Here is a 22,098-nt window from a genome sequence, read left to right on the forward strand (position 1 = left end):
ACTGAGTATACTAAATGAGTCTTAAACCATTATCAAGTTTGAGATCGTTGTCATTTACTCAACAAAATTGAGTAAAATCAGATATATTCAAACCTTCCCTTCAAACGTCCGTCGCTACCGAATAAGAGGGCATAGCGTTGGTTTCCCGCTAAACAACGCTAAGGGGGAACAAACAGGAAAAGACGCTGGGACGATCCCGAATCGTCGATGTTGTCTTGTCCTCATCAATTGCAGTAGCCGTCAGAGAGCGCCAATTAGAACGCCACCTGCCGCGGCGGCGAGCACCACGATCCAGGGTACGATCTTCCACGTCATCAACAGCACGAAGCAGGTGAGTGCCAGGGCGAACTGGTATGGGCCGACGATGGCGCTGGTGAAGACCGGATCGTAGAGTGCCGCGCCAAGGATACCGACCACGGCAGCATTGGCGCCGCGCATCAGGGCTTGCGCGCTGTCGCGTTTGCGAAAGCTGTCCCAGAACGGAATGACGCCGAGCAGGATCAAAAAGCCCGGCAGGAAAACCGCAATCAGCGCAATGCTCGCGCCGATGAGGCCGTTGGGCTCCGGCCCCAACACGGTTCCGAGATAGGCCGCGAAGGTGAAGAGCGGCCCCGGAACAGCCTGCGCCGCCCCGTATCCGGCTAGGAACTGATCGTGGCTGACCCAGCCGCTTTTCACGACTTCTGTTTCGAGCAGCGGCAGCACGACATGGCCGCCGCCGAAGACCAGTGATCCCGCGCGGTAGAACGAGTCGAAGACGGCCAGCTCTTGTGAGGGTATGGCGGGGGCGAGGATCGGCAGTCCGATCAGCAGGGCGAAGAACAAGACGAGCGAAACTGCTCCAAACGTCCGTGAGACGGGGAATTCGATGTGCCGGGTGATTGCTTTGTGATGATTGCGGCAGAAGAGAAGGCCTGCCGCCGCGCCGGCGGCGATCGCCGCCACCTGGCCGAGTGCGCCCGCCACAAGCACGATGATCAGCACCGCGCCGAGAGCGATCGTGGCCCGTTCGCGGTCCGGGCAGAGGTTCCTTGCCATGCCCCAGACGGCCTGTGCCACGATGGCAACAGCAACGATCTTGAGACCGGTAATAACGCCGCCGCCGACCGGGCCGCCAAATGCCGCAGCGCCATAGGCGAAGAGAACAAGTAGGAGCGCCGACGGCAGGGTAAAGGCTGCCCAGGCCGCAAGTGCACCGAGCGGACCGCCGCGTAAGAGTCCCAGGGCAAAACCGACTTGGCTCGATGCCGGGCCGGGCAGGAACTGGCTGAGCGCCACGAGATCGGCATAGCCTTGCTCGTCGATCCATTTGCGCCGCGACACCAGTTCGTCGCGAAAGTACCCAAGATGCGCAATCGGCCCGCCGAAGGAGGTGAAACCGAGCTTGAGAAAGGTTGTGAAGACCTCCCCGGCCGAGCCTCTGACGGCGCTGCTTTCATCGTGGCTCGTTGTTGTATCCGTCATCGTTTCATTGCCTCTCCGGTAAATTCACGGACGCGCTCCTTGGCCAAGGCGAGACCTTCGCGCCCTTTGTCGGTAATGGAATAGAGCTTGCGCACCGTGCGGCCGTCGCGCTCCTCGCGCGAGGTTAGGTAGCCGTCCCGCGTCATCTTGTGCAGCAGCGGATAGAGCGTACCGGCAGACAGGCGGTAGCCGTGGCTTGCCAGTTCATCGATCATCCACTGTCCGTAGATCTCATGCTCGGCTGCGTGATGAAGCACGTGCAGACGCACGAGGCCGGAGAGGAGATCATGGTGCTCCATCTTCAGCGAATGCCTTTTCCCAAGCGCATCGTTTTCCGATTGGCTCCCTGTCATGCCACCTGCCTTCTTGATTCGCGGAATGATCGGTTCATACTATCCGTTTACGATAGCGAAAATCGATTGCAGGGAAAAGACAAAGATATGGAACTCATCCTGATCGGCCTTGTGGCGCTGCTGACCGCCGGTGTAACGCTCTTCTCCGGTTTCGGTCTTGGGACGATCCTGATGCCGGTCTTCGCGCTGTTCTTCCCGGTGCCCTTGGCGATCGCGGCGACCGCGGTCGTGCATTTCGCCAACAACATCTTCAAGTTCGGGTTGATGGCCAGGCAAGCCGATTGGCGGGTCGTGGCACGGTTCGGGGTGCCGGCCGCCCTCGCTGCCATCGTTGGAGCAAGTCTTCTCACCTGGTTCGACAGGATGCCGGCTCTCGCGAGCTACATGCTCGGTGGATCGGCCTATGAAATCACTGTCGTCAAGGCGGTCATCGGTGTGCTGATTGTCGCCTTCGCCCTGCTGGAACTATGGCCGCGCTTTCAGGCGCTTGCATTTCCGCCGCGCTGGTTGCCACGCGTGCTGTCAGGGTTCTTCGGCGGCCTGTCCGGCAATCAGGGGGCGTTACGTTCTGCCTTCCTCTTGAAGGCGGGCCTTACGAAGGAGGCTTTCGTCGCCACTGGTGTCGTCGCGGCGGTGATAGTCGATGCGGTACGGCTGGTCACTTACGGGACGAGTATCATGGCGGATAACCTTGCCCGATCGCAGGAAATGCTCATGCCGGTAGTCATCGGCACGATCTGCGCGTTCGCCGGTTCGTTCGTAGGCAAGCGTGTCCTGCAGAAGATCACGTTGCGGACCGTGCAGCTTATCGTGGCTGTGGCCATGTTGGTGATTGGGGCCGGACTTGTGTCGGGTCTGATCTAAAAACACCAGCATACTCGCGCGGGACGCGGGCAATGGATTGATCGGCGTCAAGGCGACCGGCGCTTTGGTCCGCACGAGATCACGGTGGTCAAAGCCGTGGTCAGACTCGAAAGCTTCATATAGCTGTCATCGAACAGCTATATCGAATTCCGATATCGGTATCCGAGGGAGATGAGATGCGGGACGGTATTTATCGTGTGCTTTTTCTTTCACGCCGCAATTCCGCGCGCAGTGTGATGGCACAGGCAATCTTGAACAAGATTGGCAAGGGCAGGTTCGAAGCCGTCAGCGCCGCTGTCGATCCCGCACCCGCAATCGAACCTGTTGTTCTGGATTTGCTGCGGAGCGCGGAGTATCCGGTGGAGGACATGAAGCCTCAGCACTTTGAAGCATTCGGAGCGTCTGGGGCGACGGAGCTCGATTTCGTCTTTACGCTGAGTGACACCGCTGCAGGCGAGCCTCTCCCCGAATGGCCCGGTCTTCCGGTCACGGCCCACTGGCGCTGCCCGGACCCGACCCTGGTCAAGGGTGAGGCGTGGGAGCGCAAGCGGGCGTTCACGGAGGTTCTTGCAGGACTGGAGCGTCGGCTGGGCATCTTCATCAATCTGCCGTTCGCCTCGCTGGACCGCATGAGCCTGCAGAACCGGATCCAAGATATCGGTGAAGCACGAGAGCCCTAGGCTCAGCAATCGGCCCTCACCTGAGGGCACAGCGTTGCATCGGCTCTAAGTGCTTCGACTAACACCCAGTCGGCGCATTTCCCGATAGACTGTCGACCGCCCAAGGCCGAGCTGCTTTGCCGCTTCGGCGGGAGATATGCTGGCTGCGATCAGTTTCATCGCCGCATCGACCTTTTTCATGTCGAGCGGCTGGCGCCCCGGCTTCTTTCCTTTCGCTCGCGCGGCGGCGATGCCGTCCTTTGTGCGCTCCGAGATCAACCTGCGCTCGAAATGGGCGATGGCGCCGAAGACATGGAAGATCAGCTCGCCGGCAGCCGAGGAGGTGTCGATCTTTTCCTCGAGGCTGAGAAGGTCGATCTTGCGCTCCCGCAGCATCTTCACGGTTTCCAGCAATTCCGCCAATGACCGTCCGAGCCGGTCGAGCCGCACGACCGCGAGCGTGTCGCCAGCACGGGCATAGGCAAGCAGTTCGGCCAGGCCCGGCCGGTCCATGTTCTTTCCGGATTGGACGTCGCTGAAAACCTTTATGGCACCGGCCTGCTCAAGGCGCATTGCCTGGCCGGCGACATCCTGATCACCAGTCGAGACGCGCGCATAACCGAGAATTGCCCCCATATTCATGTCTCCGAAACGTCCGTTCTGTGGACAACCGAAGCTGCGTGTGTCGGAATACTGTGATTCCGTCCACAGAATATGTCTCTTTATTCCGAACTGTCCATGAATTTTCGAGTCCTTTTAGGGACGGCGGAAGGAGCACCATGCGCAAGCACGAACTGCTGAACGAAGCCGAGCGGGAACAGTTGCTGGGTTTTCCGACGAGCCGAGACGATCTTGCCCGACTTTACACCTTCGAACCGCACGACCTCGACCTGATCCGGCTTCGCCGAGAGAATCGCAACCGTCTCGGTGTTGCTGTTCAACTTGCGCTGTTTCGCCATCCCGGCATGACATTGGCACAAATTCTTCAACGCAGCGCCGGGCTTTCCGAAGAACTCGTGTCCTTCATTGCCGAGCAGCTCGACCTGCCGGAAACTGCCTTCGCCGCATATGCCGTCCGCGACCAGACAATGACCGATCATGCCCGCGAGCTCGCCTCGGCACTCGGCCTTCGAGGCGCAAGCCGGACCGATATCCCCTTCATGATCGAGGCGGCCGCCAAAGCTGCCTGGGGAACGGACAAGGGTGTCGTGATCGCCGCCGGTATCATTGACGCGCTGCGCCAGGCCAAGATTCTTCTGCCTGCTACCTCGACCATAGAGCGCGCTGGCATTGCCGGCCGGGCGCGTGCCAGAAAACAGGCGGCTCATGCGCTCCTGTCCGGTCTTCGGCCGGCTCAACTGGACGCGCTCGATGCGCTTCTGGCTGCAGATTCGACCGGCGCTATGCCGCTCACCTGGCTCAAGACGATCCCGGTGGCTGCAAAGCCCGATCACGTTCGAGGCATTCTCGATCGTCTGGGCGTGGTGCGGAGGATCGGCATCCCGCCGAAATTAAGCGCCGCCATCCACCCCGCCCGCTACCGGCAGTTCGTGCGTGAGGGGCGCGTGTCCCCCGCCTATATGATCGAGCGTTACACGACGTCGCGCCGGCGGGCGACGCTCGTTGCATTTCTGATCGACCTCGAAGAGCGGCTTACCGACGCGGCCATCGAAATGGCAGACAAGCTGATCGGCGGTGCGTTCAGCCGTGCCCAGAACAAGCAGGCCCGCCGCTATGGGGCGACCGCGAAAGACGTCGCCCGGCTGATGCGACTGTTTCGCGGTACGATCGACGCTCTTGCCGGTGCTATCGACAACCACTCGGACCCGGTCGAGGCAATTGACGAAACTGTCGGCTGGATCAATCTGCTCAAAGCCAGACATGAGATTGCCGAGCTCGCCGAAACTGCCGATGTCGATCCCCTCACGGTGGCCGTGGACCGCTATGCGACATTGCGGAAGTTTGCTCCGGCGCTGATCGAAGTTCTCGAATTCAAGGCCAACCGAGGAAGCACGCGAACGATAGCCGGCGTTCAAAAGCTTCGCGAACTCAACAGGTCGGGCAGGCGCGATGTGCCGCCGGATGCGCCGATGCCGTTCAAGGAGGAATGGCGGAAGCTGGTGATCGAGCCGGATGGCAAGATCAATCGTCGGCTCTACGAAACGGCTATGCTGGCGCACTTGCGCAACAAGTTACGTTCCGGGGACGTCTGGGTTGAGCGGTCGTCAGCCTATCGCCGCTTCGACAGTTACCTTCTGCCGGAACCGGCCGCCGCTCCAATCGTCGCCGAACTCGGATTGCCGACCGCCGCCGACACATGGCTCGAAAAGCGCGGCCGGGAACTGGACTGGCGGCTGAAGAAATTCGCGCAGCGCCTCAAACGCAACCAGCTTGAAGGCGTCCGCTTTGCCGAAGATCGGTTGCAGGTCTCACCCGTCAAGACCGCAGTTCCCGACGAAGCCGAAGCACTCGCCGATCGCCTGGACGCAATGATGCCGCGCATCCGCATCACCGAACTGCTGCATGAAGTGGCGCGCGAGACCGGATTCATGGCGGCCTTCACCAATCTGCGCACCGGCGAAAACTGTCCGAACGAGAGCGCGCTGCTGGCCGCAATTCTGGCCGATGCGACCAATCTCGGGCTCTCCCGCATGGCGGCCGCCAGCCACGGCGTCACCCGAGACCAGCTCATCTGGACACAAGACGCCTACATTCGTGAGGATACCTACCGGGAAGCGCTCGCTACCATCATCAATGCTCAACACCGCCTGCCTATCGCTTGGGTCTGGGGTGACGGAACCACGTCAAGTTCTGACGGGCAGTTCTTTCGTGGCGGCAAACGTGGCACGGCAGGAGGAGACATCAACGCCCGCTACGGCGTCGATCCGGGCTTCAGCTTCTACACCCACGTCTCCAATCAACACGGCCCTTTCCACATCAAGGTTCTCTCGGCGGCGACGCACGAGGCGCCCTATGTGCTCGACGGGCTACTTCACCACGGCACCAATCTCTCGATTGCGGAGCATTATACCGACACTGGCGGCGCGACCGATCATGTGTTCGCGCTCTGCGCCATGCTTGGGTTCCGTTTCTGCCCGCGGCTACGCGACTTCCCGGATCGCCGACTGATCCCGATCGAGCATCCCGCGGGCTATCCCGAAATCGCGCCGCTCCTCGGCAAACGCATCCGCACCGATGTCATCCGCGAACATTGGGATGACGTGATGCGTCTGGTCGCTTCGCTCAAGACCGGCCATGTCGCGCCATCGGTGATGTTGCGGAAGCTCTCGGCCTATGAGCGTCAGAACAAGCTGGACATAGCGCTTCAGGAGATCGGCAAAATCGAGCGAACCCTGTTCATGCTCGACTGGCTGGAAAGTCCGGGGCTGCGACGTAGATGCCACGCCGGTCTCAACAAGGGCGAGCAGCGCCATGCCCTCGCGCAAGCGATCTACACCTTCCGACAGGGACGCATCATCGACCGCAGTCACGAGGCCCAACAGTACCGGGCCTCCGGCTTGAACCTCGTCATTGCGGCGATCGTCTATTGGAATTCCACCTATATGCGTGACGCCATTGAGCATCTGCGCTCGCAGGGGGAAGCTGTTTCCGACAATCTCCTGGCTCATACCTCCCCGGTCGGGTGGGAGCACATCGCCTTTTCCGGTGACTTCCTCTGGGATCGCGCCGCAAAGACGACCGGCCGGAAACCGCTCAACTTATCTACAAAACAGCGAGTGGCGTGACCGCGTTCCACCTTAACGTTGTTTAGCGGGAAACCAACGCTATGCCCTCTTATATGTGACGAAGATGCCACGATAAGCCAGCATGTCTTCAACCATGCGAAAGCTTAGCGGAAAGCGGAAATACAACCACACCGCCTCTGCAATAATCTCAGATGGATAACGATGGCGGCGGTAAAGCGAAGAACGAGGTTCGGTCATCACCCGTTATCGCAACTGATGTTTACACTTAGGTTAAGGTAACAGTGCCCGCTGCCGTTATTCACGGTTTTTCTCTACCCAAATCATAAAGCCGATCAAGGCGAGTAGCGCCACCACTATCGTTCCGATAAACCACCAGCTCATTCTTTCTCCTCCTGAAAACATAACTCTTATTGCGCGAGAAAGTTCACGCAGCACGGATAAATAGAAACTCCCGATCAGTAGTGCACACTGACCGGTCCTATTCACCGCAATCGAGTCACGATTCCATCAGCATTGAACGGATTAAAAGGTATCACCTGATCAGAAAATATTGCCCTACACTAGGGGGTATGTAGCTAATGCCCTCGCCTGCTGTCCCAGAAATGCACCGATAGGACTCAAACAAGCGCCATGAGGATTGTCGACCGTACTCAGAAATAGCCCCTCCACTGCTTCCGCGTGAAGGGGCTCGTCATGGACATTGATGAAACTACCTACGGTAGGCTAAGCCGCTCCAAATTCGGCCTTCGTCTCGGTGACGACCACCATGCACTGCTCCGATATAGGCGGCCACTGCGGCAACTAAGGCTGAAGCAGCCAAAAGGAAGGCGCTCAGAATGCCAGCTATTTTGGTCTTCTCAGCAGTCTCCAATGCTTGTGCTTTTGCTTCCTCAAGCGCCTTGCTGGCTTGTTCTTTTGCCTCATCAATCTGCTTTCGCGCTTCATCGAGCTTCCTCTGCGCTTCCGTTCTCACGGTCTGGACCCGCTCGATTGTCTGATTGACGCGATTTTGGGCGTCGGTCTCACTCATTCCCGTTTGAGCCGTAACCTGACGGACGAGCCAAGCTTTATCTTCGTCGGTTATCTGGCCTGTCGAGAGCAGGTTGGAGAAAATGCTGCCTGCCTGTCGGGTGAAATCAGCAGCATTTTGACCCTCCCCACTAGAAGCGGGTGCTCTATCATTTCGCAGCAACGTATCTGTAAAATAGTCGACGGGATTGACCTTCAATCCCTGGGGAAGCATTTGCTCAATGGAGGGTGCTGCTGCTTGCCCAGTGCCTTGGATAATGCCGCGAGCCGCACTGCCAGCCCCAGATATTAGTCCTCCGGCCAATTGGCCAGCTCCTTGCGCCGTTCCTCCAATGACGGTTCCCCTGAGGTCGCATCCCTTCTCTGATCGAGACCTGTAAAGTCAACGACATCGCTCGCCTTACCTTTCTCAAGGCTAGACTAACCACTATCATAAGGGGCATTCCCAAAGTCGACGACCTGTTTCCATGGAACGTCAAGCAAGGACAGCTGCGCTCAGCACCGAACGCTTACTGTGATCGCACGTAGATCGGTTCAAATGTGAAGGTCAAGATCGAGCGATATGATTTTCTGGCAACCACTCTCCTGTGAATTAAAACACCGCGGGAAGCGCTGATGGTCCCTCTTTAAAAAACTTTTTTGGAACTTATGTCGCCAGCGGGAGTTTCATGTCTGTTACTTAATTCACTGGAGAAATACAATGAAAATCAGAACGTTAGCGTTCTTAAGCGCTTGTATCATCGCGCCTTCGGCTGTGTTCGCTCAGGACACCGGCAAAACCTCTCCGGAAACTCCAGCGGTAGCAACGCCCAATAGCAACAATCCAGACGCGCCGGTTAAGGGTGCCAACAGCTTTACAGAAGATCAGGCCAAATCAAGGATTGAGGAGGCAGGATACACGGGCGTAAGCGGCCTTAAATTGAACGAAGAAAACGGCATCTGGGAAGCCTCTGCCATGAAAGGTAACGAGAAGCTGGACGTCCAGCTTGACTACCAGGGCAATGTCACAAAGAAGCCAATGTGAAGGTTTGGCTTCCGTCCGCCATTTGAACATGGGAGATTTCTATGAAAACCGTTACCGGATTATTTGACACTTATGAAGCAGCCAAGGATGCCGTGGCACGTCTCGAAAACGCTGGGTTCCCGTCAGACGACATTTCCATTGTATCCCACCGCCGCGACGATGACGGTGAGAGTAATGCCGGCTCTGGCGCGGGGGTTGGTGCAGGTCTAGGTGCGGCTGTCGGTGGTGCCGGTGGTCTTTTGACAGGACTTGGGTTGATGGCGATTCCAGGCGTTGGGCCAGTCGTGGCCGCAGGTTGGCTCGCAGCAACATTGACCGGTGCAGTCGGAGGCGCAGTTGTCGGGGGGGTCGCCGGTGGTCTCATCGGAGCGCTCACGGAGAGCGGGGTGTCGGAAGAAGACGCTCACTTATACGCTGAAGGCGTTCGTCGCGGTGGTTCACTTGTGACCGCTCGCATTGCCGATGATCGCGTCGCGGAAGCAGACGCTATTTTAGCCGGTGCCAGCCCGGTGGATATCAATGCGCGACGCAAACTTTATGTCGAGGAAGGCTGGCAAAGATTTGACTCCAATGCCGATCCTTACACCAAAGATGAAATCGAACGGGAACGCAGCCGTTTTCTTTAAAGCTTGAGCGGGCGAAAGCCCGCTCCACCAATGTGCTAGATAATCGTTCACAATTTTTTGCGTCTTACTGCATACAGGATCTCTTTTCGTTGATCTAACCAATGTTACCGATGCAGACTGTTGACGTGAAATACTTCCGTTTCTCCTCTGCCCATGATCCGGGATTATCAATCCCGCGTTTGATAAAACGTGACGTCCGACCGGTTCAACGCGGCGCGGGCACCGGTCCATACTGAGATGAAACTCAACACTATCTGGTACGCCCGATTTTACTTTCGATCAGGATTTTCTGGTCAAGCGGTTCTGGGGCTATCACGATTGCGCTCGCTTAAACGGCCTGATCTCTTGGTCCATGTAATGTCGCGATGGGGAGTTTTAAAAGCAGTGACAACCCCGTCGACTTCCATTCGCGCGTTAGCGTTGCATTCAGCCCCTGCAACGTCGCCTTTTCGAGCGTCGCTCCGAACCCTTGCCGTCCCGGCGGACTTTGTCGAGCTGGACCGCCCGTCTCTGTCCAGTGAAGGTACACCATCTCACAGTCAGTCTCTATATGAATTACAAGCCGGCCCTCAGGGGATGACAGAGCGCCATATTTCGCGGAATTTGTCGTAAGTTCGTGCAACAGAAGACCAAGAGAAGTCAACGTATTTCCAGACAGGGTGATGTCGGACCCTGTAATATCGAGACGGGAACTCTGCTCGGTTTTGTGAGGTAACACGACCGCCTCGATCAGAGCAGAAACCGAAAAGGACCGCTCAACGCCCCCATCGTCTTTTAGATCAGGCAGTGTCAGTGCATGTGCGTTGGCGAGGGCATTCATACGTGCTCTCAGATCGGCAACAAGTTCTTCCTTGGTGCCCACCGAGCGCGCACTGACCGAAATCAGCCCGGACGCCAGAGCAAAAAGGTTTTTGATCCGGTGACTGATTTCCTGAAGAAGGATGTCTTTTTGATGGGCTACCATGCGTAGTGCCTCGGCCTGCAGCGCCAGTTCATCTCGCTGCACAGCGAGCTGTTGCTTTTGCCTGTGCATTTCAAAAAAAACGTCCGCCTTGCTGCGCAGGATGTCAGGCTCGATCGGCTTCTGGATGAAATCCACGGCGCCCGCTTCATAACCCCGGAAACGACGCTGACCTCCACCGCCCGCTGTCACGAATATAATGGGGACATGACGCGTTCGCTCATTGCCCCGCATGAATTCTGCAAGCTGAAATCCGTCAAGTCCGGGCATCTGGACGTCAACCAACGCCAGCGCAACATCATGCTGCAACAGCAATTCAAGCGCCTCATCACCGGATTTCGCTTTCAGCAACTGTAACCCTTCGCGTCGGAGGAGACCCTCCAGCACAAGAAGATTTTCTTCAAGATCGTCCACAAGGAGAAACGATACGGGTTTCATGAATTGGTTTGAACCTTTTTTAGATAGGTTGCTATCGCATCGAGCGACAAAATCTCTGCATGCTCACATCGGCTCAGCGCTGCGTATGGCATTGCAGAGGCATGGGCACTTTCCGGGTTTTGAACAATGGCGTTCCCGCCTGCATCGACGATATGGCGGAGCCCCGCTGCCCCATCTTCGTTGGCTCCGGTAAGCACAACACCTATCAGGCCGGTGCCGAAGACCTCCGCGGCGCTCTCAAACAGTACGTCAATGGATGGACGCGAATAGAGAACAGGATCATCCTGAGAAAGAGAAAAGCTTCGGTCCGCCTCAATACGCAAGTGATAGTCGGGCGGGGCGAAGTAAATGTTACCCTTTTCAACAGGTTGATTGTCTTCAGCTTCCCAGACCGGAATATTGCATTTCCGGTTAAAAAGTTCGACCATCAAGCTTGGCCGGTCAGGCGGAACATGCACGACGACAATAACGGAAAGGCTATAGTTTAGCGGCAATGACGGCAAAATCCCCGACAAGGCTTCAAACGCGCCTGCAGAAGATCCGATCACGATCGCCTCGGGAGCCAGTGTCTTCATGATGAGACTTTCTGGTAGATCTTTTCTTCGCGTACAAAATCGGCAAATGTGCCGGCGTGATCCGAAAAGCGCACGCTTTCCTTGGCACCCAGACCTAGGAAACCTTTATGGATAAGCGACTCTTTAAAAAGGCCCAGGACACGATTTTTAAGCGCATGGTCGAAATAGATCAGCACATTTCGACAGGATATCAGATGCATTTCCCCAAATACTGCATCAGTGGCAAGGCTGTGATCTGAAAAGACCACGTTGCGGCGCAGGGATTTATCAAAGACCACCCGACCATAGGCCGCCTGGTAGTAATCTGACAAAGACGTTCGCCCGCCCGAGCGTTGGTGATTTTCCGTGAATGACCGGACACGATCAAGGGCGAACACCCCAGCCTCTGCTGCGCTCAGAGCGTCCTGATTGATGTCTGTCGCATAAAAAAGCGTCCGGTCCTCGAGCCCTTCCTCACGAAAAAGGATCACCATGGAATAGAGTTCTTCTCCACTGCTACATCCAGCTATCCAGACTTTCAGCGATGGGTAGGTCCGCAAATGCGGAACCACCTGCTCGCGGATTGCCCGGAAATAATCCGGATCGCGAAACATATCGCTGACCTGGACGGTGAGGAAGCGGAGCAAATGCGACAGCATGTCGGGATCGTGAAGTAGCTGGTTCTGCATGGCGGAGAAACTCGCAAATCCCAGTTGCTCGCGCGCCTGTTTCAGACGGCGCCGGATCGAGCCCAGTGAGTAATTGCGAAAATCATAATGATACCGGAGAAACAGCGCCTCCAGTAACAACCTCATTTCGATATCTTCTGCTGAATCGTTGGGCTGCGCTCCCCTCATTTGGGCATCCAGACACGAACAAGCGAAAGGAGTTTGTCGACATCAAGTGGTTTGGCCATATAATCATTTGCACCGGCCTCGATGCAACGCTGCTGGTCATCCGGCATTGCCTTGGCAGTAAGTGTGATGATGGGAAGTTTCTTCCACGCCGGGTTTTCACGGATCTTCCGGGTGGCGGCGAGGCCATCCATGACTGGCATCATGATATCCATCAAAACAATATCAATAGCGGTTGATTCACTGGCCTGGCTCTTCGACAATGCATCAAGTGCCTCGCGTCCGTTACGCGCGATAATGACTTCCGCGCCCCGGGGCTCAAGAATGTTGGTGAGGGCATAGATATTGCGGATATCATCTTCAACAACAAGAATTCTGCGACCTTCAAGAAGCGCATCGCGATGGCGGGCTTTCTGGATCATTTTTTGCTGCTCGGGCGGCAGTTCTGAAATGACCTGATGCAGAAAAAGACTGACTTCATCGAGAAGGCGCTCGGGCGATTTTGCGCCTTTGATGATGATGGACTTGGAGTAACGGCGCAGCTTTTGCTCATTTTCCGCTGAAAGCTCCCGGCCGGTATAAACAATAACCGGCGGGAACGAGTAAATGTTTTCCTGGCTGAGAGTTTCGAGCAACGCAAAGCCGGAAGTGTCAGGCAGCGAAAGGTCGAGAACCATGCAATCAAAGGTCTGCTCGCGAAGGAGGTTCAGACATTCCGCAGCGCTCGCTGCCGTAAAGGTCTCGACGTCCCCGGAGCCAAGCAGATTGGCAACCGCCTCTCGATGGTTCTTGTCATCTTCCACAATCAGGACGCGGTTCGCACGCCGGGACAGCTTTTTCTCAAGTCTGGCCAGAACATCGACAATTTGTTCGCGGCTGACGGGCTTGCGGAGATAACCGACAGCGCCCAGCGAGATCGCGGTCCGTGTATGATCGCCTGCAGAAATGACGTGGACCGGGATATGCCGGGTGCGAACGTCATTTTTCAAGCCGTCCAATACCGAAAGTCCCGACTGATCGGGCAGTCCAACATCGAGTACGATCGCGTTTGGCGAAAATTCACGCGCGGTTTTGACAGCCTCCTCTGCGGTGCGCGCGACAACACAATGAAAACCCATTTCCCGGGAGAGATCGCGGACAATCTCTGCAAATGTCTCATCGTCTTCAATGACGAGGAGTACCCGCTTGTCTCCCCCAATCTCCTCGCGATCATCTGAAAGCTGGCGCGCAAGTGCCGCCTCTGACACCGCCCCAGGCATCTCACCAGGGCTTCTCGTCGGCAAAAAGGACGAAGTGGTTGGAGAAACGTCTCTGGCAGACATTTGCCTTAAGGGCAACGTAACCGAAAAGCGGCTGCCCTGTCCGGGCTTGCTCTCGACTGCGATAGTTCCTGCAAGAAGGCGCACAAGCTGCCGCGAAATCGAAAGGCCCAGACCGGTGCCGCCAAATCTCCGGCTAATCGTGCTATCAGCCTGATGAAACGCCTCAAAAATGCTGTTGAGCTGATCTTCGGCAATACCGATACCACTGTCGGCAACCGAAAACACAATCTTGTCGGAGCCTTGCGGCCGGACCGATAGCTCCACTTTACCCTTTTCGGTGAATTTGATTGCATTGGAGATCAGATTTTTGAGGATTTGCTCGAGTCGTCGCGGATCGGTCTCGAACGTTTTGGGCAGATGCTCGTCGAGCGAGATGATGAATTCAAGCTGTTTTTCGCTTGCGACAGGCTCGAACATTTGCCGCAGTCCGTTTGTCAGACGGACGACCGATGCCTCCTCAGGCTGTATCTCAACATGTCCGGCTTCAATTTTTGAAAGATCGAGAATATCGTTGATTAGATTGAGCAGGTCATTCCCTGACGACTGGATTGTCCGTGCGTACTTGACCTGTTCGTCCGTCAGGTTTTCATGCGGATTATCGGCCAGCAACTTCGCCAGAATGAGCGAAGAGTTAAGCGGCGTACGTAGTTCGTGCGACATATTTGCGAGGAAGTCAGACTTATACTGGCTTGAACGCTCAAGCTCAGCGGCTTTCAGCTGAACCGATGCATTTGCCCTCTCAAGATCGGATCGCTGAATTTCGAGCTGATTTGCCTGCTCTTCAAGCTGAGTGTTTGTCTGCTCGAGCTCTGCCGCCTGTAGCTCGAGCCGCAACTGCGATTCCTTGAGAACACGACTTTGCTCTTCAAGTTCCTCATTGTTGACGCGCAATTCCTCGCCCTGCGCTTGCAGCTCTTCCGACTGTTGCTGGGTTTCCTCCAGAAGGTTCTGCAATTCGCCCCGATAGGATGCAGCTTGCACACTCAGTCCTATTGCTTCGGAAGCTTGCTTTAAAAGCGAGAGAACCTTCTCATCCACGGGCTTGAGAAAACCCATTTCCAGCACGGCATTGGTTGAGCCTTCAACCACAGCGGGCAAGATGACGAGATATTTCGGCTTGTCCTGACCTAAAGCGGAACCGAAAGAGAGATAGCCATCAGGCACGTCATCGAGAACGATCAGGCTTCCCTGCGTCGACGCTTGCCCGAGCAGGCCTTCGCGACCGACAAACTCTAGGGGAACGGATTTGATGTCCGGGATTCCATAGACAGCCGTACGTCGGTAGTGACCGCGCACTCCACTAAAGAAGGCTCCCGCCACGGCACCGGTGTATGCGACGAGGTAGTCCAGAATATTTTCGCCGAGCTCATCAATCCGCTGGTCTCCCATCATGGCGGATCCCAGGCCGATTTTTCCTGTTTGCAACCATTCTTCGCGCGAACGGCTGATTGCAGCCTTGCCCAGAAGATAACCGATCACCACCGTTAGCAGAATTCCAAGAGCGGCAGTTAGCACAGTACTAATCAATGCCTGCTGCTGTGCGCTGTCCATCTCTGCAAGGCGACTGGTTCGAACCTCGTTTTCAGTCTGGGACATAGCGTCAACCAGGCCCCGGATAGCATCCATCTCGACTTTACCACGATCAGAACGGACGAGGTCGAGCGCTGCGCTCAATCCCTGTGTTTTTCGCAGATCGATCGTTTGGGCCATTTCATCGAGCTTTGCCGCGATGCGCTGCTTCAGAAAGCCTAGCCGGTCCCTCTGGCCGACATTGTCACGCGTCCTTTCAGCAACTTTTTCAAATTCAATCGCAATCGCGCCGCGCGCATTCAGGTAAGGACCGAGATAACCGTCTTCGCCCGTCAGAAGGTAACCTCGCTGGCCCGTTTCTGCGTCCTGAAGTTGTAAAAGCAGGTTTTTAAGGGAGACAATCGCGCGATGTGTTTCAACAATTTTCTGATTGGCAACACGTATACTTTGCGTGTTCAGATAGGCGACCAAACCACTTCCGACGAAAAAAAGAACGGCAGCAATCAAACCAATCAGTATGCCTGGCGCAAAACCAAACATGCCCATGAAAGGCCTGCGTTGGGTGGAATTCATAACTGGCTCACTGCAAGAGAAAAAGAAGGAGTGGAAGGCGCACGGCCCCTATCGAGCCAATTAACTATACATCGCACGAAATCACTTCTTTATCATCAGCAAACATGATTCTTGTCCCTAGGCACTACGCCAAAAAATAGCTTATATCGGGTACCGCGTCCGTGCACTAGTGGACTTAATGGGCCTTGGGTTCGACTTGCTTGCGGCGTTTTGACCGCTGTTCGCAGCTTGAACCCGTGTTCAGATAAATGTCCCGACTATTCCCCCGGCCAATGCCCGTATGCAAACGAGCTCATCTGGAATGCAGCCAAGTATCTAAGGTTGCCCGAGCAACAGGTGAAATGCCGCAGCGAGCAGATCAGTCACCGTCCATTTCATTCCAAATGGTAAATCCGATAAGGCCAGTCATTGTGAAAACCATCGTGCCGTAGAACCAATAAAACCAAACCATTGTGCACCTCCAGCGATATAACGCTTTGCGTGAAAAAAGGTTCTTCAGCAATGTTCGAAGTTCGACTTCGCGGAGAAGTTAAGCTAAACATGGCGTCAAGCATGAAAAGCCATCTGGCATGAGCGGTTGCACTGATCAAGAGTGGAGTTCTCCCCATTTCACCGGACAAGTCGGCTAGTTTGATTTAACCCTGATGAACTGCCGAGGGGAAGCTATCTCGAGCGCAAAATGAGAATGTATTTGGTTGTAATCTTCGATCCATCCGTGGATGAGCGCGGAGCGCAGTTTCGGCGTCCGGTAGAGCTGATATGTGGATATAATCCCGCTTCGGGGTTTTAACGAAGGCTTCTGACATGCCGTTCGAGTGCGGGCTAGCCACTGGCGTAAGCAGGGCGTCAAATTGATCGCCTGAGCGAACAGCCTCGTGTTCCTTGCTGTGTAGGCCGAACCATTGTCGGAGAGACAACGTGGTCGAAAATCGCCTTAAATCGATTTAGATGCAGGACGGTCTATTGACCGAGGAAATGGCTCGGACGTAACGTCCCGATTGCTGCCGCCTTTTGAACCAAGGCCTCGTGGCATAAGACACGTGTTTAACGACGTCGTTAGCGACGTGTCTTATGCGAGGATTGGATGCGAGTTGAGGTTCTTGGCGCGGAACGGCGTCGTCGCTGGGGCGATCAGAAGAAACTGGATATCGTCATGTCGATTGGGATCGGCGGTGCGACGGTCACGGATGTGGCTCAGCGGTACGATGTGACCCGTCAGCAGATTTACACATGGCGACGGGAACTGAAGAAGAAGGGTCTTCTGCTCTCTTCGCGGGAAGCCGTATTTCTTCCTGTTGATATGGGTAGTGAGCAGATCCCTTCTGGGGTTAGCGATGACGCTGATGCTTCGTCCTCAATGATTGAATTGCACTTGCGCTGCGGTCGCAGCCTTCGTTTCACGAGCACGCTGGAGGATACGGTGCTGGCACGGCTCATCCGGACGGTGGAACAGGCATGATTGGACCGGGCACTGGCGTTCGGGTTTACCTTGCCTGCGGCGTGACAGATATGAGGAAAGGTATTGAGGGCCTTTCGATGTTGGCGCAGGATGTCTTGCGCCAGAAGCCGACAGGTGGAGCTGTCTTCGCCTTTCGCGGGCGGCGTGGTGATCGGGTGAAGCTGTTGTATTTTGATGGCCAGGGATTTTGCCTTTACTATAAAATCCTGCAGAAAGGGCGTTTCCCCTGGCCTTCAGCGGCCGATGGGACGGCTCGACTGACAGCAGCGCAGCTGGCGATGCTATGGGAAGGAATAGATTGGAGACGTCCGGACTGGGGTGCTCCGCCCGCCCGCGTCGGTTGATTTTATCTTACTGAAACTACTTGTTTTTATGGCGTTCTGTCCTGACTTATGCTAGTCAGGATCATGTCGAATGCGAGCTCAATTTTTCCTGATGATCCAGCCTTTCTGAAGGCAATAATCACCGCCTTGCAGGCGGAGAATGCGAAGATGTCGGCGGCGTTGAAAGCACACGATCACCTGATCCAGGGTCTGAGGCTACGCATTGCGCGATTGAAGAAACAGGTCTTCGGCAAGTCTTCTGAAAAAATCGAGCGGGAAATTGCGCAACTGGAACTGGCGCTGGAGGATCTGTTGATTGCCAGCGCCGAGCATGAGGCCGGGCCCGTCGAAGAGCTTGAAAACGATACGGCTTGCGGTCCGGAGGAGACTTTAAAGCCCAAGTCATCACGTCGGCGTCCACGTGTGTCGGAAAATGCTGTTCGCGAACGTCGTGAACTGGATCCCGGTCATTGCTGTCCTGCGTGCGGAGGCGAGTTGCGTTTTGTTGGAGAGGATGTCAGCGAAATCCTCGACATGATCGCAGCGACGATGAAGGTCATCGAGATCGCCAGGCCAAAGAAGTCATGCCGTTGCTGTGAGAAGATGGTGCAGGTTCCTGCTCCCAGCCGCCCGATACCGGGCAGTATGGCTGGTGCCGGGCTTCTGGCCTATATTCTGGTCTCCAAATTCGATGATCATCTGCCGCTCTATCGCCTCAACGAGATATTCGCGCGGATGGGGGCCGATATACCTGACAGCACACTGGTGGATTGGTGCGGTCGTGCCATGCAGGTGCTCCGTCCGCTGATCGAGCGCATTGAGATTGAGATCATGAAAAGCGATCTCCTCCATGCTGACGATACGCCGATCCGGGTGCTGGATCGCTCATTGCGCGACAAGGGATTGGGCAAAGGTGTGAAGAAGGGCAGGATCTGGACATATGTCCGCGATCAGCGTCCATGGGCAGGTAGTGCGCCACCAGGTGCGGTTTATTACTTCGCGCCCGACTGGAAGGAAGAGCACGTTCATCGCCATCTCGAAAAGGCGAGTGGCATTCTTCAGGCCGATGGCTACAAAGGCTATACGAAGCTATATGAGCCGGGATCGGACGGAAAGCGTCGGTTCTGGGAAGCTTCATGCTGGGCGCATTGGCGGCGTGACTTTCATGACATCTGGACCGCGAACAAATCCGGGATTGCGCGCGAGGCTCTCGATCGGATCGGTGCGCTGTATGATATCGAACGGGATATTGTAGGCCGGCCCGCCGATGTACGGCTCGCCACGCGTCAAAAGCACAGCAAGCCAAAGATCGATGAACTGCACGCATGGGCAGAAAAGCAGTTGCTTCGCATTCCGGGAAAAAGCGAACTTGCGAAAGCTTTGCGCTATGGGCTGAGCAGATGGCCGTCACTCTGCCTGTTCCTGGAGGACGGACGCGTGGCCATGGACAACAACGCTGCGGAACGAGCCCTCAGACCGATAGGAGTAGGACGCCGGAATTGGTTGTTCGCAGGCGCTGACACCGGCGCGGAAACCTTGGCACGCGCCATGACGATCATTGAAACAGCGAAGATGAACGGCATCAACCCGCAAGCTTATCTGGCCGATGTGCTCGACCGCATTCACGACCACAAGATCAATCGGCTCGATGAGTTGCTCCCGTGGAATTGGAAGCCCCTCGCAGCTGAACATGCAAAGGCAGCCTGATGACCACGGTCAGATTTGTTTACACGCTCGACTATGTCGCCGAAATGCTCGAAGAGGATGTCGATCTTCTTCAGGCGATCATCTACAATGATGACAACTTGACCTATGGCAATATCATCAGTGTCGTGACCGGAGACGACCAGTCTACAAGCGCCCTGACGGACGACGGCATTGATGAGCTAAGACAGATGCTGGCTGACGCCCGTAAATCAGTCCAAAATGGCAAGAATTCCTCGAATGCTTTGTCGATGACGAAGAGATCGTCGCCCGCCTCAAGACATATTCACCACGGTAACAATCGGGCGGTTACGCTCGGACCATCTAGGATCGATCTTTCTCGACCAAATTCAAGAAAAATAGAATGATGTTGTAAGGGATCGAGCGACTTCCAGCCGCCCGATCCGATTTTAAGATTCAAAGTTGTCCGGCTCAGATCGGACCGTTTTGTATTTAGTTTCGAAACATCTCTTCACATCAGCGGCGACCGTAAAATCAAAGTTTGACCACATCTTCCCTCGCCCATAGCCGGAGCTTGCGGCAAGATGCAACAAACTCCTTGGCTGCCTGTGCATTGTCGAGCGGAATAAGTCCTTCGTCCATTTCGGGTTCGATACCGGCCTTGGCAAGCAACGGCATTGCGCCTGCGGTAAAGCCAATGAACTTGCAGTGCGCGAACGCATCGGCAACAAAGTCCCGCGCTGTGGACTCGCCGATGAGCTGGTTGGCCGATTCTTCACACAACACAAGGGCTACAGCATCGAACAATACGGATGGACCGCCGTCAATCATATGGTCGGCCTCCATCCATTCGCCGCCGGAAGCTTCGAACCCTCCGACCGTTGGTGCGACCAACTCCACCATGGCACCTTCCTCATCGGCGGCGTGCCGGATACCCTTGAGTACCTGCGCATCCGTGCCATTGGCAACGAGCACTCCGATCTTTCTGCCCTTGAAGCTGCCGGGTCCGTTCTCAATAATGCTAAGTGCAGGAGACGGAGCAAGATCGTCACGCACGGGCACCATCGCATCCGCGGCCTTAGGCATCTTGCGGATGCCGAGCTTACCGGCGACCGTTTCCGCGAGGTTGGCATCGATGTTCAGCAAATGTGACACAATACGCTCGCGGATCACAGGTGTTTCCACCTTCGATAGCTCGAAGGTCAGTGCCATCGCAATATGCTTCTGTTCCGTCGCGGTCTGGCTCGAATAAAACTGACGCGCCTGGCTGTAATGGTCGGCGAAGCTCTCCGGTCGGAGGCGAACTTTCTGTCCGTCTTCCTGCGCGGCAAACGACCGGAACCCACGATTTGGGTCAGGCCTCGAGCCTTCGCCCCATGAATTAGGCTGGTAGTTTGCGCGTCCGACAGGATTGCGCATCGCCATATGGCCGTCCTGCTGGAAATGATGGAACGGACATTTAGGCGCGTTTATCGGAATATGGGTAAAGTTAGGACTACCAAGTCTCTTCAACTGCGTGTCGAGGTAAGAAAAATTCCGTCCCTGCAGCAATGGGTCGTTGGAGAAATCGATGCCGGGAGGGACGTTCTGCGTCATGAACGCAACCTGTTCCGTTTCGGCAAAAAAGTTGTCTGGCATACGATCAAGTACCAGCCGCCCGACTGGGATAGGCTTAATAATTTCTTCGGGAATGAGCTTTGTCGGATCGAGCACATCGAAATCGAAGCTGTCGGCGAAGTCCTGATCGAAGAGCTGGACGCACAGTTCCCATTCAGGGAAGTCGCCAGCTTGTATCGCAGTCCACAGATCGCGCCTGTGAAAGTCCGGATCCGCACCGTTGATTTTCACCGCCTCGTTCCAGACAACGGATTGGAGACCAAGTTTTGGCTTCCAGATGAATTTGACGAAAGTCGACTTGTCCTTGGCATTCACGAAGCGAAAGGTATGAACCCCAAACCCCTCCATGAAGCGGAAGGAGCGCGGAATTGCACGATCCGACATGACCCACATGATCATGTGCATGGATTCCGGTGTCAGACCGATGAAATCCCAGAAATTATCGTGTGCAGATTGCGCCTGAGGAAAAGCCCGGTCCGGTTCCTCCTTGACGGCATGAACCATATCGGGAAATCGAATGGCATCCTGGATGAAGAAGACAGGAATATTATTGCCTACGAGATCCCAGTTGCCTTCCTTGGTGTAAATCTTAACGGCGAAGCCGCGCACATCGCGAGCAAGATCGAACGACCCTTTCGATCCTGCGACGGTGGAAAACCGGACGAAAACTGGCATTTTTTCGCCAACCCGTTGAAAAATGTCGGCCCGCGTATATTCCTCAAGCGACTTCGTCGTCTCGAAATAGCCATGCGCGCCATAGCCTCGGGCATGGACAACGCGTTCAGGAATACGCTCGTGGTCGAAGTGAAAGATCTTTTCCCGAAAATGAAAATCCTCAATCAGCGTAGGACCTCGATCGCCGACCTTGAGCGTATTGAGGTCATCCGATACTGGCCCCCCTTGGGCGGTCGTCATGATTTGGGTCTTGTCGTCGGCGAGTTGATGAAGGTCTCCGCCTTGACCTGCGTCGAGCTTCTGATCATGAAGCTTGAGCGACTTCCGTCCATTTGTGGCCTTGTTGCTGGCTGACATGGCTGGCTCCAATTCTTTCGCGATCTATGTTCAAATGAAAAGGG

At 55.7% G+C, this 22,098-nt stretch carries 17 protein-coding genes and 3 pseudogenes; 9 read left to right on the forward strand and 11 right to left on the reverse strand.

Features of this window, described 5'->3' with window-relative positions:
• Positions 1-240: 240 nt before the first annotated feature.
• Both chrA and OANT_RS24095 read right to left on the reverse strand, forming a co-directional pair.
• Complete coding sequence (chrA, locus tag OANT_RS24090) at positions 241-1,464, reverse strand: chromate efflux transporter (RefSeq protein WP_011982975.1); 1,224 nt, start codon at positions 1,462-1,464, stop codon at positions 241-243.
• Positions 1,461-1,763: a PadR family transcriptional regulator gene (locus OANT_RS24095; protein ID WP_011982976.1), complete on the reverse strand. Its 303-nt coding sequence runs from the start codon at positions 1,761-1,763 to the stop codon at positions 1,461-1,463. Before OANT_RS24095 ends, chrA begins: the two co-directional genes overlap by 4 nt.
• Before the next feature lie 141 nt (positions 1,764-1,904).
• Between OANT_RS24095 and OANT_RS24100 the strand changes: the two genes are divergently transcribed.
• Both OANT_RS24100 and OANT_RS24105 read left to right on the forward strand, forming a co-directional pair.
• On the forward strand, positions 1,905-2,681 hold the full coding sequence (locus tag OANT_RS24100) for a sulfite exporter TauE/SafE family protein (protein WP_011982977.1): 777 nt from the start codon (positions 1,905-1,907) through the stop codon (positions 2,679-2,681).
• A gap of 176 nt (positions 2,682-2,857) precedes the next feature.
• Positions 2,858-3,361 carry an arsenate reductase/protein-tyrosine-phosphatase family protein gene (locus tag OANT_RS24105; protein ID WP_011982978.1) on the forward strand — a complete coding sequence of 168 codons (504 nt, stop codon included), beginning with the start codon at positions 2,858-2,860 and terminating at the stop codon, positions 3,359-3,361.
• 45 nt (positions 3,362-3,406) lie between these two features.
• Here the strand turns inward: OANT_RS24105 and OANT_RS24110 are convergent, their stop codons facing one another.
• Positions 3,407-3,976, reverse strand: a complete 570-nt coding sequence (locus OANT_RS24110) for a recombinase family protein (RefSeq protein WP_011982979.1) — start codon at positions 3,974-3,976, stop codon at positions 3,407-3,409.
• Between the two features lie 143 nt (positions 3,977-4,119).
• Here OANT_RS24110 and OANT_RS24115 point away from each other — a divergent pair, with 143 nt between their 5' ends.
• Complete coding sequence (locus OANT_RS24115) at positions 4,120-7,086, forward strand: Tn3 family transposase (RefSeq protein ID WP_011982980.1); 2,967 nt, start codon at positions 4,120-4,122, stop codon at positions 7,084-7,086.
• A gap of 48 nt (positions 7,087-7,134) precedes the next feature.
• On the opposite strand, the pseudogene OANT_RS26820 reads toward OANT_RS24115, so the two are convergent.
• Together OANT_RS26820 and OANT_RS24120 are read right to left on the reverse strand one after the other, a co-directional pair.
• A pseudogene (locus tag OANT_RS26820) lies at positions 7,135-7,284 on the reverse strand (IS6 family transposase); the annotation flags it as partial.
• Between the two features lie 472 nt (positions 7,285-7,756).
• Positions 7,757-8,380: an ATP synthase subunit B family protein gene (locus tag OANT_RS24120; protein ID WP_011982982.1), complete on the reverse strand. Its 624-nt coding sequence runs from the start codon at positions 8,378-8,380 to the stop codon at positions 7,757-7,759.
• Positions 8,381-8,776: 396 nt separating this feature from the next.
• Between OANT_RS24120 and OANT_RS24125 the strand changes: the two genes are divergently transcribed.
• Positions 8,777-9,100: a hypothetical protein gene (locus OANT_RS24125; RefSeq protein ID WP_011982983.1), complete on the forward strand. Its 324-nt coding sequence runs from the start codon at positions 8,777-8,779 to the stop codon at positions 9,098-9,100.
• A 41-nt stretch (positions 9,101-9,141) separates the two neighbouring features.
• On the forward strand, positions 9,142-9,726 hold the full coding sequence (locus OANT_RS24130; protein WP_011982984.1) for a general stress protein: 585 nt from the start codon (positions 9,142-9,144) through the stop codon (positions 9,724-9,726).
• Positions 9,727-10,054: 328 nt separating this feature from the next.
• Here the strand turns inward: OANT_RS24130 and OANT_RS24135 are convergent, their stop codons facing one another.
• The 5 genes and pseudogenes from OANT_RS24135 to OANT_RS26610 form a co-directional block, all read right to left on the reverse strand.
• Positions 10,055-11,125 (reverse strand): response regulator, encoded by a 1,071-nt coding sequence (locus OANT_RS24135; protein ID WP_011982985.1) that lies wholly within the window; start codon positions 11,123-11,125, stop codon positions 10,055-10,057.
• Positions 11,122-11,700 carry a chemotaxis protein CheB gene (locus tag OANT_RS24140; protein ID WP_011982986.1) on the reverse strand — a complete coding sequence of 193 codons (579 nt, stop codon included), beginning with the start codon at positions 11,698-11,700 and terminating at the stop codon, positions 11,122-11,124. The genes OANT_RS24135 and OANT_RS24140 overlap by 4 nt, the downstream gene beginning before the upstream one ends.
• On the reverse strand, positions 11,697-12,536 hold the full coding sequence (locus tag OANT_RS24145) for a CheR family methyltransferase (RefSeq protein WP_011982987.1): 840 nt from the start codon (positions 12,534-12,536) through the stop codon (positions 11,697-11,699). The genes OANT_RS24140 and OANT_RS24145 overlap by 4 nt, the downstream gene beginning before the upstream one ends.
• Positions 12,533-15,958 (reverse strand): response regulator, encoded by a 3,426-nt coding sequence (locus OANT_RS24150; RefSeq protein ID WP_011982988.1) that lies wholly within the window; start codon positions 15,956-15,958, stop codon positions 12,533-12,535. Before OANT_RS24150 ends, OANT_RS24145 begins: the two co-directional genes overlap by 4 nt.
• A 625-nt stretch (positions 15,959-16,583) precedes the next feature.
• A pseudogene (locus tag OANT_RS26610) lies at positions 16,584-16,871 on the reverse strand (integrase core domain-containing protein); the annotation flags it as partial.
• A gap of 171 nt (positions 16,872-17,042) precedes the next feature.
• Here OANT_RS26610 and tnpA point away from each other — a divergent pair.
• The 4 genes and pseudogenes from tnpA to OANT_RS24170 all read left to right on the forward strand — a co-directional run bounded on the left by tnpA (position 17,043) and on the right by OANT_RS24170 (position 19,742).
• Complete coding sequence (gene tnpA, locus OANT_RS24155) at positions 17,043-17,417, forward strand: IS66-like element accessory protein TnpA (protein WP_011982989.1); 375 nt, start codon at positions 17,043-17,045, stop codon at positions 17,415-17,417.
• The gene (tnpB, locus tag OANT_RS24160; RefSeq protein WP_011982990.1) at positions 17,414-17,761 is read left to right on the forward strand and encodes an IS66 family insertion sequence element accessory protein TnpB; all 348 of its coding nucleotides are present in this window, start codon (positions 17,414-17,416) and stop codon (positions 17,759-17,761) included. The genes tnpA and tnpB overlap by 4 nt, the downstream gene beginning before the upstream one ends.
• A gap of 63 nt (positions 17,762-17,824) precedes the next feature.
• Positions 17,825-19,447, forward strand: coding sequence for an IS66 family transposase (gene tnpC / locus OANT_RS24165; protein WP_041545003.1), 1,623 nt, complete (start codon positions 17,825-17,827; stop codon positions 19,445-19,447).
• A pseudogene (locus OANT_RS24170) lies at positions 19,447-19,742 on the forward strand (hypothetical protein). Before tnpC ends, OANT_RS24170 begins: the two are co-directional and overlap by 1 nt.
• A gap of 197 nt (positions 19,743-19,939) precedes the next feature.
• On the opposite strand, the gene katE reads toward OANT_RS24170, so the two are convergent.
• Positions 19,940-22,054, reverse strand: coding sequence for a catalase (katE, locus tag OANT_RS24175; RefSeq protein WP_011982993.1), 2,115 nt, complete (start codon positions 22,052-22,054; stop codon positions 19,940-19,942).
• Positions 22,055-22,098 lie beyond the last annotated feature (44 nt).

This window comes from Brucella anthropi ATCC 49188 (assembly GCF_000017405.1).
GTDB lineage: Bacteria > Pseudomonadota > Alphaproteobacteria > Rhizobiales > Rhizobiaceae > Brucella > Brucella anthropi.

Excerpts from the sequence above, each read along its gene's own strand:
- chrA (WP_011982975.1), bottom strand. The coding sequence starts at position 1,464 with ATGACGGATACAACAACGAGCCACGATGAAAGCAGCGCCGTCAGAGGC.
- OANT_RS24095 (WP_011982976.1), bottom strand. The coding sequence starts at position 1,763 with ATGGAGCACCATGATCTCCTCTCCGGCCTCGTGCGTCTGCACGTGCTT.
- OANT_RS24100 (WP_011982977.1), top strand. The coding sequence starts at position 1,905 with ATGGAACTCATCCTGATCGGCCTTGTGGCGCTGCTGACCGCCGGTGTA.
- OANT_RS24105 (WP_011982978.1), top strand. The coding sequence starts at position 2,858 with ATGCGGGACGGTATTTATCGTGTGCTTTTTCTTTCACGCCGCAATTCC.
- OANT_RS24110 (WP_011982979.1), bottom strand. The coding sequence starts at position 3,976 with ATGGGGGCAATTCTCGGTTATGCGCGCGTCTCGACTGGTGATCAGGAT.
- OANT_RS24115 (WP_011982980.1), top strand. The coding sequence starts at position 4,120 with ATGCGCAAGCACGAACTGCTGAACGAAGCCGAGCGGGAACAGTTGCTG.
- OANT_RS24125 (WP_011982983.1), top strand. The coding sequence starts at position 8,777 with ATGAAAATCAGAACGTTAGCGTTCTTAAGCGCTTGTATCATCGCGCCT.
- OANT_RS24130 (WP_011982984.1), top strand. The coding sequence starts at position 9,142 with ATGAAAACCGTTACCGGATTATTTGACACTTATGAAGCAGCCAAGGAT.
- OANT_RS24135 (WP_011982985.1), bottom strand. The coding sequence starts at position 11,125 with ATGAAACCCGTATCGTTTCTCCTTGTGGACGATCTTGAAGAAAATCTT.
- OANT_RS24140 (WP_011982986.1), bottom strand. The coding sequence starts at position 11,700 with ATGAAGACACTGGCTCCCGAGGCGATCGTGATCGGATCTTCTGCAGGC.
- OANT_RS24145 (WP_011982987.1), bottom strand. The coding sequence starts at position 12,536 with ATGAGGGGAGCGCAGCCCAACGATTCAGCAGAAGATATCGAAATGAGG.
- OANT_RS24150 (WP_011982988.1), bottom strand. The coding sequence starts at position 15,958 with ATGAATTCCACCCAACGCAGGCCTTTCATGGGCATGTTTGGTTTTGCG.
- tnpA (WP_011982989.1), top strand. The coding sequence starts at position 17,043 with ATGCGAGTTGAGGTTCTTGGCGCGGAACGGCGTCGTCGCTGGGGCGAT.
- tnpB (WP_011982990.1), top strand. The coding sequence starts at position 17,414 with ATGATTGGACCGGGCACTGGCGTTCGGGTTTACCTTGCCTGCGGCGTG.
- tnpC (WP_041545003.1), top strand. The coding sequence starts at position 17,825 with ATGTCGAATGCGAGCTCAATTTTTCCTGATGATCCAGCCTTTCTGAAG.
- katE (WP_011982993.1), bottom strand. The coding sequence starts at position 22,054 with ATGTCAGCCAGCAACAAGGCCACAAATGGACGGAAGTCGCTCAAGCTT.